Source organism: Methylobacterium aerolatum (genome assembly GCF_022179085.1).
In the GTDB taxonomy this organism is placed as follows: domain Bacteria; phylum Pseudomonadota; class Alphaproteobacteria; order Rhizobiales; family Beijerinckiaceae; genus Methylobacterium; species Methylobacterium aerolatum.
Genome location: NZ_BPQE01000004.1, coordinates 142,801 through 154,778 on the forward strand (window position 1 = coordinate 142,801; position 11,978 = coordinate 154,778).

An 11,978-nucleotide genomic window follows, 5' to 3' on the forward strand; every position below is an offset into this window, starting at 1 on the left:
GCAAGACGGTGGTTCGGAAGGCCGTTCGCCCGGCGTCCCCTTCCCGTCCGTCCGCTCCGGAGCCCACCGCCCGGCTTCGGACACGCCCCCGGCGAACCACGATGAGGAGTGCCGCGATGACCCCCGTGTTGATGCCCGTCGTGGAGGCATCCCTGTTCACGCTCGGCTGCATGGCGATCCATGCCCTGCGGCGACACGCGGACGTGGTCACCGCAACGCTCGCCTGGTTCGCGACGCTCCTCGTGCTGCTGATCGGCGTGCTCTGCGCCCCGGAGCCGCTCCAGCGCTACCAGACGGCGAGCCTGGGCGATTTCGTCGTCATCGATCCGTCGCTCTACTGAGGCTGCCGAGGCGGCCGGGCGATCCCCGGCGCCCGCCCACCGCCACGTCGAAGTCGTCGCCGGGCAGGCGGGCGAGGAACCGCTCGCACAACTCGCCCAACAGGATATCCGGCTTCACCGCCGCGATGTAGGACCAGTCGAAGCTGGTCGACCAGACGAAATGCACCTCGCGGAAGCTCTCGGCGAGCAGGCCGGTGAGCAGGAACGGCGCGAAATGCGCGCAGGAATCGCCGAACAGGACGAGACGGCGCGGATCGGCGGTTTCGGCGTCGTTCCGGTAGACGACGTGGGCGCCGACATGCAGTTCGCCGGCCCGGCCCTGCGCCTCGTAGGCGGCGAGAAGCGAGCCGGTCTCCGCCCGGACGGCATCGCGCTGGACGTTGAGCCGCTCGATCCGCTCCGCCCGGGGCTCGCGCAGCTTCTCCCCGAGATCCATCACCTCCACCACCGTCAGGCGGGGCCGGGACGCGATGTCGGCGGGCGGGCTCGCGCTCAAGGCCCGCATGATCTCGCGGTAGACGAGCAGGCACCCCTCCGCCGTCCAATGGGTGTCGGTGCGCAGGTAGAGCGGCGCGCCGCCGTCGCGGGCGGCCCGGAGGGGGGCGAGCAGATCGAGATAGGCGGGGTGCCGCGCGAGGCTGCGGGCGAGGCGCCGGGTCGAGGCCTTCGCCGGGTCGTAGCGCAGCCCGTCGGTCCGGTCATCGTAGACGGAGAGTTTCTCCGGCACGACGACCTGGAGATAGCGGATGCCGAGGCGTTCGGCCCTCGCCGCACGGGCGGCGACGAGGCGCATCCAGCGGCGCAGGAGCCACCAATGGGCCAGCCCGCCGCGGAAGCGATCGAGGACGCGGTTGCTGCCGCCGATGAGGAAGAGCCAGCCGTCGCGGCCGACGTGGATTTCGGTCCCGTCCTTCGGGACAGAAACCCCGGAAGTCGGGTCGGAACAGGCCGGAACGGGCGCATCGGGGTCCATCCGGGGAGCATTAGCCGCACGGGCTCCGGGCGCCTAGGCCGGAGCCCGCGCCGGCCCTGCGGCGTTCGCCGGTCATGGATTCCCCCTTGCCGGACCTGGACCTTGCGCTCGACCGCCCCCCGGCGGGGGCTGCGGAAGCCGTCCCCGGCGGACGAGGACGGACGGCGCCGCGCCTGTGGCGCCCGCGCCGGGTGGTGGCGACGCCGGCCGCCCTCGCCCTCCCCCATGGCCAGGCGATGGCGAGGCGCATCGCGGCGCAGGGCCTGACGGTGGAGCGGCTCCCCGCGAACCGCCTGTCGCTGCCCCGGCGGGAGGACCCCCGCCGCGCCTACGCCGAGGCCAAGTCGACGCTCGCCCTCACCGTGGCGCCGCCGGCCAAGCTCCGCCTGCAGCCGATCCCGCCCTCGGCGGACTGGCGCATCGACCTCGCGGAGGGCTGCCCCGCCCATTGCCAGTATTGCTACCTCGCCGGCTCCCTCTCGGGGCCACCCGTCACGAGGGCCTACGCCAACCTCGATGCGATCCTCGCGGTGCTGCCCGGTTATCTCGGGCGCGGCGGCGTGACCTCCGCCTCCGGCGCGCGCGCCCAAGAGGGGACGACCTTCGAGGCGTCCTGCTACACCGATCCCCTGGCCATCGAGCACCTGACCGGCTCCCTCTCGGTGCTGATCGCACATTTCGGCGCCTGGGACGCGCCGGTGCAACTGCGCTTCACCACCAAGTTCGCCGCCGTCGCGCCGCTGTTGACTCTCGCGCACAACCGCCGGACCCGGATCCGCTTTTCCGTGAACGCCCGGGGCGCCGCCCGCTACGAGGGCGGCACCGATCCTCTGGAGGCCCGCCTCGCCGCCCTGCGCGAGGTCGCCCTCGCCGGCTACCCCGTCGGCCTCACCATTGCGCCGATCCTTCCCCTGCCCGATTGGGAGGGAGCCTATGGCGGGCTGATCCGCGAGGCCGCCGCGGCGCTGGCCGGCGTGCCGGACCTCGACCTCACCGCCGAACTCATTACCCACCGTTTCACCCCCGGCTCCAAGAGCGTGCTCCAGGGCTGGTATCCGGGCTCCGACCTGCCCCTCGACGAGGCCGAGCGGGTGCGCAAGCTCACGAAGTTCGGCTCGGTGAAATACGTCCTGCCCCGCCCCCAGATGGCGGCGATGCGCGCGGGTCTCACGCAGGCCCTCGCCCGGGACCTCCCCGCCGCCAAGATCCTCTACTGGACCTGATTCCGAAGGACGCCCCCGCCATGACCCCCCGGGACCCGGCTCCGCTGATCCTGACCCTCGGCTTCGACGAGGCGACCTTCGCGCGGTTCGACGGCGAACGCCGCCGGCATTTCCCGGAGGCGCTGAACCACATCCCCGCCCACGCGACGCTGTTCCACCACCTGCCGGGCGAGGAGGAGCGCGGGGTGATCGAGACGGTCACCGCCCTGGCGCGCCCCGTACCGCGCCCCGAAGTCGCCGTGACGGGCTTGCGCTTCACCGGGCGGGGCGTCGCCTACGTGCTCGAATCCGAGCCCCTGGCGCAGTTCCGCGGCAGGATCGCCAAGAGCTTCGAGACGTCCCTCACCGCCCAGGACCGGCAGGGCTGGCGGCCCCACGTCACCGTGCAGAACAAGGTGCGGCCTGAGCAGGCGCGCGCCCTCCACGCCGACCTCCAGGCGGCCTTCGCCCCGTTCCGCTTCACGTCGCCGGGGGTGCTGCTGTGGCGCTACCTCGGCGGTCCCTGGGAGAAGGTGGCGCGGATCCACTTCGGCGACGGCGGCTGATCGACAGTGCTAAGGTCCTTTCAAGACCGGTTCTTCGGAATTCGAACCTTCGCTGCGGGAAAACGACCATGATCGCGATCACGCAGTGTATGATTTTCTGATTTCGCAAAAAATATGGTGCTTTATTATTTTATAACCTGGAATTTGGCCGAGAATACAGGCGTTAATCAATCGTTATCCATATTTTTGCGTTGACGTATCCCCGCAAATTGCGTTTTATACTTAAATTGACCGGCGAGTTATCTCGCCAAGATGGTGCAGATCATCATGACACAACCGTAAGAGATCTTCGCGGAAGGGTAGGCAGAGCCTGCCGCTGCATCGGTCCGGACGAAGGCGGCAGCTGAACTCGGAACGATGAGTGCAGGAACAAGGACCCGAGGTGGGGACGCCTGCATGACGTGATGGTGTCCCCGCCCTAGGCCAGCCCCTCCTCACCGCCAGCACCGGTAAGACCCACGCCGTGCCGCAGCCACCGCCGCTGCGGATACGAGGACTCTTGCCGCCACACGACGGACCATCGGATCCGCTCCATTCCGGCGAAGACTTCGCCGGGAAAGGCATCGTCACGCCTCGTTGCGGATGTTCGCTCGACCAAGACTGTCCGAACAACTTTCACCATCATCAGTGAGAGCCCTCAAAACTCTTCCAGTTGCGTATCGGAGTTCTGCAATGGCTGCCAAAGCATCGTTTCCCCTGGCCTTGACCGCCTTCGCCGTCGCGGGGACCGTCTCCCTGCCGCCGATGGCGTCCGCCGGCGGGATCCTCGTCGGGGACGGTTTCAGCTACAATCCGGGCACGAGCACCGTCGATGCCAACAGCATCTTCATCGGAGCAAGCGGCTCCGCGGCGAATGCCAGCGTCGCCGTCGGCTACGGGTCGAGCGCGAACACCACCAGCGCCGCCCTGGGCTATCAGGCCGCCGCCGACAAATCCGGCATCGCGATCGGGTACGGCACGGACAACACGGAGGGGTACGGCTTCGCCGGCGGCTATCAGGCGATCGCCAAGAAGAACGGCGTCGCGGTCGGCTACCAGGCCACCAGCGCGAGCAACGGCGTCGCCATCGGCTCCGGCGCCCAGGCCGGCACGAACGACGTGGTCATCGGCTCCAATTCGGCGACCCACGCCCTCAGCAACGCCAACACGATGTACTTTTCCGGCAGCCCCGCCGCCGGCATCAACTACTCGACGGGCGCGCGCTTCGCGGTCGGCAGCGTCGGGAACGAGCGGCAGATCCAGAACGTGGCGCCGGGCGTGATCTCCGGCAGTTCCACCGACGCCATCAACGGCTCGCAGCTGTACGGCGCCGTGGTGGGGATCAACAACGTCGGCTCCTCGACGGCGTCGCTGCTCGGCGGGACGACTGCCTACAACGGATCCACGGGCTCGCTGTCGGGCTTCGCCGTCACCATCGCCGGCACGACCTACACGAGCGTGACCTCCGCCATCCAGGCCGCCGCGACCGTGCCGAATTACGGCTGGAACCTGAAGTCGAACGGCGACACGGCGACGGCCGTGGCCTCCGGCGACACGCTCACGGTGAACAGCGGCAGCAGCGGCAATCTGGCGATCAGCCGGAACCGCAACACGCTCACCTTCGATCTCGCGCCCAACGTGACGGCCACGAGCCTCACCACGGGCAACACTTCCCTCGCCACCAACGGCCTGACGATCGCGAACGGGCCGAGCGTTCTGGCCACCGGCATCGATGCCGGTGGCAACGCCGTGTCGCATGTCGCGGCGGGGTCGCTCTCCGCCACCTCGACCGACGCGACGAACGGCGCGCAGCTCTACGCCACGAACCAGGCGGTCGCGGCGGCCGCCGCCACGGCGGCGAAGGGCATCAAGGTCCAGGCCAACGGCGACACGGCCACGCAGGTGGCCCCCGGCGGCACCGTGCAGTTCAAGGACGGGACCAACGTCAAGGTGACCCGCAACGGCACCGACGTGACGATCTCCACCTCCGACACCTTGACCGCGACGAGTCTCACCACGGGCAACGCCACCCTCACCACCAACGGCCTCGCCATCGCGAACGGGCCGAGCGTGCTGGCCACCGGCATCGATGCCGGCGGCAAGGCCGTGACGAACCTCGCCGCCGGGTCTCTCTCGGCCACCTCGACCGACGCGACAAACGGCGCCCAGCTCTACGCCACGAACCAGGCGGTGGCCGCCGTCACCGCCACGGCGGCGAAGGGCTTCAACCTCCAGGCCAACGGAGACACGGCCACCCAGGTGGCCCCCGGCGGCACGGTGCAACTGCTGGACGGGACCAACGTCAAGGTCATCCGCAACGGGAGCAACGTCACCGTTTCCACCGCCAACGACCTGACGGCGACGAGCCTGACCACCGGCAACGCCGTGATGAACACGGGCGGCTTCTCCCTGTCGGGCGGGCCCAGCGTCACCACGACGGGCATCTACGCGGGCAACAAGGTCGTGACCGGCGTCGCCAACGGAGCGGTTGGCGTGACCTCGTCGGACGCGGTGAACGGCGCGCAGCTCTATGCCGTCAACCAGACGGCGGCGGCGGCCGCCGCCACGGCCGCCCAGGGTTTCAACCTCCAGGCCAACGGCGACACGGCCACGCAGGTCGCTCCCGGCGGCACGGTGCAGTTCAAGAACGGGCAGAACATCAAGATCACCCGCAACGGCGGCGACGTCACCGTCTCCACCGCCGACGACCTGACCGCCACGAGCCTCACCACCGGCAACGCGGTGATGAACACGGGCGGCTTCAGCATCACGGGCGGCCCCAGCATCCTGGCCACGGGCATCTTCGCCGCCAACAAGACCATGACCGGCGTCGCCGCCGGATCTCTCTCGGCCACCTCGACCGACGCGACGAACGGCGCCCAGCTCTACGCCACGAATCAGGCGGTGGCCGCCGTCACCGCCACGGCGGCGAAGGGCTTCAACCTCCAGGCCAACGGCGACACGGCCACGCAGGTCGCCCCCGGCGGCACGGTGCAGTTCAAGGACGGGACGAACATCAAGGTCACCCGCAACGGCGGCGACGTGACCGTATCCACCTCCGACACCCTGACGGCGACGAGCGTCACCACCGGCAACGCCACCCTCACCACCAACGGCCTGACCATCGCCAACGGCCCGAGCGTGACCGCCTCCGGGATCGACGCGGGCGGCAAGGCCGTGACGAACATCGCCACCGGAACCCTCTCCTCCACCTCCACGGACGCCGTGACGGGCGCGCAGCTCTACGCCACCAACCAGACCGTCGCGGGGCTGGTCACCACGGTCACCAACTCGGCCGGCGTGGTGCAGCGGGGGAGCACCCCCAACACCATCGTGCTCACGGCCGCGGGGGGCACGCCCGGCAATCCCGGCGCCGCGCAGACCCTCACCAACGTCGCCGCAGGCTCGCTCTCGGCGACCTCGACGGACGCGGTCAACGGGTCGCAGCTCTACGCCACCAACACCAATGTCGGGCAGTTGCGCGACGCCGTGGACGGACTCACGAAGTCCGACGCGCTGTCCCTGAAATACGTGGCCGGCAGCAACGGCAAGGCGACGAACACCGTCGTCCTCACCGGCGACGGGTCGGGCGCGGCGGTGCGCGTCACCAATGTCGCGGCGGGCACCGCCGACGGGGATGCGGTCAACTACGGGCAGGTGAAGAACCTCGTCTCCTACGACACGGACGGGAACGGCAACCGCACGGGGTCGATCACCCTCGCCGGGCCCAACGGCGCCCCGGTGCGGATCGGAAACCTCGCGGACGGCGTGAACGGGGGCGACGCCGCCACCGTGCGGCAGCTGAACCGGGTCCGCTCGGACTCGATGGCCTACACGGACACCCGCATCGCGGAAGTCCAGAGCGCCAACCAGTCGGCCTTCAACGCGCTGAGCAGCAACATCCGCGATGTGCGCAACGAGGCGCGGGCCGGCATCGCCTCGGCCATGGCGATGACGAACTCGGCCATGCCCTCGGCTTCGGGCCGCCTGACCTATGCCGTCAACGCGGCGACCTACCAGGGCGCCGCCGCCGTGGGCGGCTCCTTCGCCTACCGGTTCGACACGAGCGTCCCGCTGGCCTTCACCGGCAGCGTCGGCGGCTCGTCCGGCTATGTCGGCGGGCGTGTGGGCATCACGGGCGAGCTGTGATGCCCGGCGGCGACGCGCGATCCCGGCGGCGGGCCGCCCCGCCCCGGCGGGTCCTCCTCCTCGGCGTCGCCCTCGCCGCGGGCCTCGCCGGCGGGGTGCGGGCCGAGGGCCTGACCCTCGCGAGCCTGGACCGGAGCGGCGCCCCGGCGCCGCCCCCCGGCGACCGCCTGAGCGTGGTCCGCCCCTTCGGTCCCTGGACCCTGCGCTGCGAGGTCTCGCTCTCGCAGAACCGCCGCCTCTGCGCGGTGGAGCAGGTGCTCGAACGTCCGGGCGGCGCGGTGCTCTGGCGGGTGGCCAGGGCTTCGGACGAGAGCAACGTGCTCGTCTGGTCCGTGCCCCCGGCGATGGACCCGGCCAAGGGCCTGCGCGTAAGCCTCGGCGCGTATTCCCTGACCATCCCGAACTGGACCTGCCGGACCGCCTGCCTCGCCCTCACCCGGGTGACGCCCCCGCTGGAGGCCATGCTTCTGGCCGCGACCACGGTGGAGATGGCCTACACGACGGGCGACGGGCGCGCCGTGACGCTGTCCGGGTCGATGGCGGGCTTCAGGGAGGCGGTCGCGGCCGCGGCGCAGGACCCCTTCGGCAAGCACCCGCCCCATCCCGCTACGCCCCATCCCGCCCCGGCCCGGCCCAGGCGCTGAAGGCAGGGCGCGCCGGAGCGGGAGCGGGGGCGGTGCTGACGCGTTGGCGTCCCGACGCGCGGGCGCTACCTCCCGCCGGGAATCGATCCGAACGGGGAGCGGCGGCGCCGTGAGACTTGCGACACGATGGGCCGAGCATCCCGTCGCCGGACGGGCCACCGCCCTGTGGCTCCGGCTGCGGCTGAACGAGGTCGGCCCCCTCCTCGCGCTGCTGGCCGTCAGCACCCTCGGCTACGGGTTCTTCGCCCTGGCCCACGAGGTCGGCGAGGGCTCCACGGAGGCCCTCGACCGCCGGATCCTGCTCGCCCTTCGCAACCCCGCCGACCTGTCCGACCCGATCGGGCCGCCCTGGCTGGAGGAGACGATGCGGGACATCACCGGCCTCGGCAGCGTCTTTACGGTGCTGTTCGTGACGGTGGCGGTGGCGACGTTCCTCGCCCTCGACGGGCACCGCCGGATCGCCGCCTTCGTCGTCGGGGCCATCGGCGGCGGCGAGCTGGTCTCGACGGTGCTGAAGCTGTTCTACCACCGCCCGCGGCCGGACCTCGTCCCCCATGGCATGGAAGTGTTCACCGCGAGCTTCCCGAGCGGCCACGCGATGATGTCGGCCATCGCCTACCTCACCCTCGCCATCCTGCTGGCCCGCGTCCACCGCAACCGGCGGGTGAAGGCGCTGGTCATGGTGCTCGGCGTGTCGATCACCCTGCTCGTCGGCATCAGCCGGATCTACCTCGGCGTCCACTGGCCGAGCGACGTGCTCGCGGGTTGGTGCGTCGGCGCCGCCTGGGCCGCCCTATGCTGGTTCGTCGCCCTGCAATTGCAGCAGCGGGGGGAGGTCGAGGCCCCGGACCCGGCGCCGATGCCGCCGCCCGGTTAACAATGATGAAAGGTTACGTAGCTTTTCGCGGATCGTCCCGGCACGGCGCGCGCTACATCATCTCACGAGGACGTGAGGGCCAATCGGATGGATGAACGCAGGCAGGATGCACGCCGACGGGTGTGCCTGGGAGGGCTGATCGAGGCGGCGGCCTTCCTACCCGAGATCCCGTGCACGCTCCGCAACGTGTCCCTTACCGGCGCGCAGGTGAGGGTCGCCCCCGGCGCGATCCTGCCCGAGCGGATCGTCCTGTCCGTTCCCTCACGGGGCGAGCAACGCCTGGCCGAGTTGGTCTGGCGGGAGGGCGAGCTCGCAGGGTTCCGGTTCCAGGAGGCCCGCGAAAAGCCCGCCGACCGTCCGCCGTCGGCCGCCCGGCCCCGGGGGGACGAGACCCTCCACTGATTCTTGCGCCCCAAGGCGGAGATCGCCCCCGCTCCACCGTCCTTGCGAGCGGAGCGAAGCAATCCAGGTAACCGCCACAGTCGGCAGCGGCCCGCTGCCCTGGATTGCTTCACGGCGTTCGCCATGACGGAGAGGGTGTCATGACACGTGCCGCGAGGACCGATCAGAACGGCAGCAGGATATCCACCAACTGCTGGCCGTAGCGCGGCTGCTGCACGTCGGTGATCTGGCCCCGGCCTCCGTAGGCGATGCGGGCTTCGGCGATCTTGGTCGAATCGATGGTGTTGTCGGAGGCGATGTCCTCCGGGCGGACGACGCCGGCCACGATCAGTTCGCGCACCTCGAAGTTGATGCGGATCTCCTGCTTGCCCTCGATCACGAGGTTGCCGTTCGGCAGCACCTGCGTGACCACGGCGGCGACGTTCGTCGTCACCTGCTCGGCCCGCTGCACCGAGCCCGCGCCGTCGTTCGACGTGGCCGAGGTGGCGCTGAGCAGCGCGGAGCCGCCGACACCGGCGGCCTTGCCTGCGTCGGTCTGTTCGAGGCCGACGGCGTTCGGCAGGCCGAAGCTCTCGGTGTTGGCCCGGGACCGCTTGGTCTCGTTGCTGATGTTGGCCTTGTCGGTGACGATGACGTTGACCGTGATCAGGTCGCCGATCTTGGCCGCGCGCTGGTCCTTGAAGAAGGCGCGGGAGCCCGTCCGCCAGAGGGAGTTCGGCGCGTAGGAGACCGGCTGGACGTCCGGCATCGGCATCCGCACCGGCTTGTAGCCCGGCTGGGTCGTCGGGTCCTGGATCGCCGACAGGGTCGGCGTCGCGCCGATGTTGGAGAGCCGGTCGGCCGTGTTGCAGGCGCCCAGAGCCAGCGGCACCACGGCGACGGAGAGGCGGACGAGGAGGCGCATCGGCTCGGAACCCTGACGCAGAGGAAACGGGTGGCTCAGCGCGCCAGAGCGTTGGCCTGGAGCTGGGGCACGCCGTTCGGGCCGACCGACACCTTGCCCGGCCCGACAACCGTGGCTTGCAGCACTTTCTTTGACGCCACGTTAACCACGTTGACGACGGCGCCCATCCGGCCGCTGTCGTTGGCGAGCCCGCGCATCGACAGGCTGATGCCGGGCGTCGCGTAGACGATGGTCACGGTCTCGCCGCGGGAAACGAGGTCGGGCGGGGCAGTGTCGCCCTCCCGCAGCACCGTGCCGGCCGAGAGGGGCCGCTGGGCGACCTCGCCGAGGGCCGCCGAGAGGCTCGCCTGCACGTCGCCGCCGAGGCCGTCGCGCGGGCGCTTCTCCAGGGTCACGTCGCCCTCGCGCAGGGCCTCGCCCCGGTTGAGGTTGCGGGCCAGCACCGCGACCTCGCGCAGCTCCACCACCACGCCGGAGACGCGCAGGGAAGCCTGCCGGTCGCCAAGGCTGACGAGGGCCGAGACCCGGTGCGCGCGCGCGTCGTAGACGAGGTCGACGGCGCTCGCCTGACCCGCGAGGTCGATGGGCGCCAGCATCGAGGGGGCCTCGTTGTCGAGGCGGATCGTCGTCATGGCGGTGTCGAGTCCGTAGCCGGTCTCCAGGCCGCGCTTCAGGGCGGCCTCGATCTCGGCCGGGCCGACCCGGCGGGCCGCCCGCTGCACGGCGATCTGCACCCGGCCGCCGGTCTCCACCCCCGCGACGCCGAGCGCCGAGGCGGCCTCGGCGATCCGCCGGGTCTGGATCGTGCCCGTCGAGCCCAGCGCCGGGGCGCGGAAGAGCGGGCGGTCGGAGAGGGCGGGGGGCGCGTTCTCCACGAGGTCTCCGAGCGTCAGCACGTCGTTGCGTGCGGTGACGTCGCCCCGGAGTCGCGGGGTGGGCGTCGCGGCCATGGCGGGGAGCGCCACCGCGCCGAGGATCAGCACGACGGCGAGCGCCAGCACCGCCCGCAGCACCATGCCGGGCGCGGGCGGGGCCACCCGGCGGCGGGTCGGCTGCACGATGGGCGTGAGCGAGGTCTCGGCCAGGAGGGAGACGGGGAAGGCAACGGGGGTCATGGTGGGGGATCCCGTATCGGCCATCAGCCGCGGAACATCTGGGAGGTGGTGGAGAGCATCTGGTCGGCCGCCGTGACGACCTTCGAGTTCATCTCGTAAGCGCGCTGGGCGGCGATGAGCGACGAGATCTCCGTCACCGCGTTCACGTTGGCCTCCTCCAGGTAGCTCTGCTGGAGGTTGCCGAAGCCCTCCGCGCCGGGGAGCCCGCTGATGGCGGGGCCGGAGGCGGCGGTCTCGACGAACAGGTTGTCGCCGATCGATTCCAGGCCGACCTTGTTGACGAAGCGCGACATCTGGAACTGGCCGAGCGCCTGGGGCGCGGTCTGGCCCGGCAGCGTCGCCTGCACGGCGCCGGTGGCGCTGATCGTCACCGAGGTGGCGGTGTTCGGCACGGTGATCGCCGGATCCACGAGGTAGCCGTCCCGGGTGACGAGCTGGCCCGAGGCCGAGAGATCGAAGGAGCCGTCGCGGGTGTAGGCGGTGCGGCCGTCCGGCATGGTGATGCGGAAGAATCCCTCACCGCGGATCGCGATGTCGTAGTCCTTCTCCGTCGAAGTCAGGGTGCCCTGGGACATCACCCGGGCCGTGGAGGTGGTCTTCACGCCCGAGCCGAGGGCGAGGCCCGCCGGGAGCTGCGTGTTCTGCTCGGAGGTGGAGGAGCCGGCCCGGCGCAGGTTCTGGTAGAGCAGATCCTGGAAGTGCACCTGCTGGCGCTTGTATCCGGTGGTCCGCAAGTTGGCGATGTTGTTCGAGATGACCTGGACGTTCAGTTCCTGGGCCGCCATTCCGGTGGCGGCGGAGTAGAGGGCGCGCATCGGTCGTCCCC

Annotated in this window: 11 protein-coding genes; 7 read left to right on the plus strand and 4 right to left on the minus strand. The window is 70.7% G+C overall.

Annotated features, from left to right (window positions below; all coding sequences use genetic code 11):
* Nucleotides 1-116: 116 nt before the first annotated feature.
* The gene (locus tag MFF06_RS03130; RefSeq protein WP_238201549.1) at nucleotides 117-341 is read left to right on the plus strand and encodes a hypothetical protein; all 225 of its coding nucleotides are present in this window, start codon (nucleotides 117-119) and stop codon (nucleotides 339-341) included.
* Here the strand turns inward: MFF06_RS03130 and MFF06_RS03135 are convergent.
* Entirely contained in the window at nucleotides 319-1,314 is a 996-nt protein-coding gene (locus MFF06_RS03135) for an alginate O-acetyltransferase AlgX-related protein (RefSeq protein WP_238201550.1), read from the minus strand. The genes MFF06_RS03130 and MFF06_RS03135 overlap by 23 nt on opposite strands.
* A gap of 74 nt (nucleotides 1,315-1,388) precedes the next feature.
* Here MFF06_RS03135 and MFF06_RS03140 point away from each other — a divergent pair, with 74 nt between their 5' ends.
* From MFF06_RS03140 to MFF06_RS03165, 6 genes are all read left to right on the plus strand, one after another.
* Nucleotides 1,389-2,537: an SPL family radical SAM protein gene (locus MFF06_RS03140; protein ID WP_370876562.1), complete on the plus strand. Its 1,149-nt coding sequence runs from the start codon at nucleotides 1,389-1,391 to the stop codon at nucleotides 2,535-2,537.
* A gap of 20 nt (nucleotides 2,538-2,557) precedes the next feature.
* Nucleotides 2,558-3,082, plus strand: a complete 525-nt coding sequence (locus MFF06_RS03145; protein ID WP_238201551.1) for a 2'-5' RNA ligase family protein — start codon at nucleotides 2,558-2,560, stop codon at nucleotides 3,080-3,082.
* 672 nt (nucleotides 3,083-3,754) lie between these two features.
* Nucleotides 3,755-7,210, plus strand: a complete 3,456-nt coding sequence (locus MFF06_RS03150) for a beta strand repeat-containing protein (RefSeq protein WP_238201552.1) — start codon at nucleotides 3,755-3,757, stop codon at nucleotides 7,208-7,210.
* Nucleotides 7,210-7,854, plus strand: coding sequence for an invasion associated locus B family protein (locus tag MFF06_RS03155; RefSeq protein ID WP_238201553.1), 645 nt, complete (start codon nucleotides 7,210-7,212; stop codon nucleotides 7,852-7,854). The genes MFF06_RS03150 and MFF06_RS03155 overlap by 1 nt, the downstream gene beginning before the upstream one ends.
* Nucleotides 7,855-7,963: 109 nt before the next feature.
* Complete coding sequence (locus MFF06_RS03160) at nucleotides 7,964-8,731, plus strand: phosphatase PAP2 family protein (protein WP_238201554.1); 768 nt, start codon at nucleotides 7,964-7,966, stop codon at nucleotides 8,729-8,731.
* An 87-nt stretch (nucleotides 8,732-8,818) separates the two neighbouring features.
* Nucleotides 8,819-9,133 (plus strand): PilZ domain-containing protein, encoded by a 315-nt coding sequence (locus tag MFF06_RS03165; protein ID WP_238201555.1) that lies wholly within the window; start codon nucleotides 8,819-8,821, stop codon nucleotides 9,131-9,133.
* Between the two features lie 163 nt (nucleotides 9,134-9,296).
* Here the strand turns inward: MFF06_RS03165 and flgH are convergent, their stop codons facing one another.
* From flgH to flgG, 3 genes are read right to left on the minus strand one after another with little or no spacing between them, the layout of a single operon-like run.
* Entirely contained in the window at nucleotides 9,297-10,037 is a 741-nt protein-coding gene (flgH, locus tag MFF06_RS03170) for a flagellar basal body L-ring protein FlgH (protein ID WP_238201556.1), read from the minus strand.
* Nucleotides 10,038-10,072: 35 nt separating this feature from the next.
* Nucleotides 10,073-11,152, minus strand: coding sequence for a flagellar basal body P-ring formation chaperone FlgA (flgA, locus tag MFF06_RS03175; protein WP_238201557.1), 1,080 nt, complete (start codon nucleotides 11,150-11,152; stop codon nucleotides 10,073-10,075).
* Nucleotides 11,153-11,175: 23 nt separating this feature from the next.
* Nucleotides 11,176-11,967, minus strand: a complete 792-nt coding sequence (flgG, locus tag MFF06_RS03180) for a flagellar basal-body rod protein FlgG (protein WP_238201558.1) — start codon at nucleotides 11,965-11,967, stop codon at nucleotides 11,176-11,178.
* Nucleotides 11,968-11,978: the final 11 nt, after the last annotated feature.

Coding starts and splice junctions, on each gene's coding strand:
- MFF06_RS03130 (WP_238201549.1), top strand. CDS start 117: ATGACCCCCGTGTTGATGCCCGTCGTGGAGGCATCCCTGTTCACGCTC.
- MFF06_RS03135 (WP_238201550.1), bottom strand. CDS start 1,314: ATGGACCCCGATGCGCCCGTTCCGGCCTGTTCCGACCCGACTTCCGGG.
- MFF06_RS03140 (WP_370876562.1), top strand. CDS start 1,389: ATGGATTCCCCCTTGCCGGACCTGGACCTTGCGCTCGACCGCCCCCCG.
- MFF06_RS03145 (WP_238201551.1), top strand. CDS start 2,558: ATGACCCCCCGGGACCCGGCTCCGCTGATCCTGACCCTCGGCTTCGAC.
- MFF06_RS03150 (WP_238201552.1), top strand. CDS start 3,755: ATGGCTGCCAAAGCATCGTTTCCCCTGGCCTTGACCGCCTTCGCCGTC.
- MFF06_RS03155 (WP_238201553.1), top strand. CDS start 7,210: ATGCCCGGCGGCGACGCGCGATCCCGGCGGCGGGCCGCCCCGCCCCGG.
- MFF06_RS03165 (WP_238201555.1), top strand. CDS start 8,819: ATGGATGAACGCAGGCAGGATGCACGCCGACGGGTGTGCCTGGGAGGG.
- flgH (WP_238201556.1), bottom strand. CDS start 10,037: ATGCGCCTCCTCGTCCGCCTCTCCGTCGCCGTGGTGCCGCTGGCTCTG.
- flgA (WP_238201557.1), bottom strand. CDS start 11,152: ATGACCCCCGTTGCCTTCCCCGTCTCCCTCCTGGCCGAGACCTCGCTC.
- flgG (WP_238201558.1), bottom strand. CDS start 11,967: ATGCGCGCCCTCTACTCCGCCGCCACCGGAATGGCGGCCCAGGAACTG.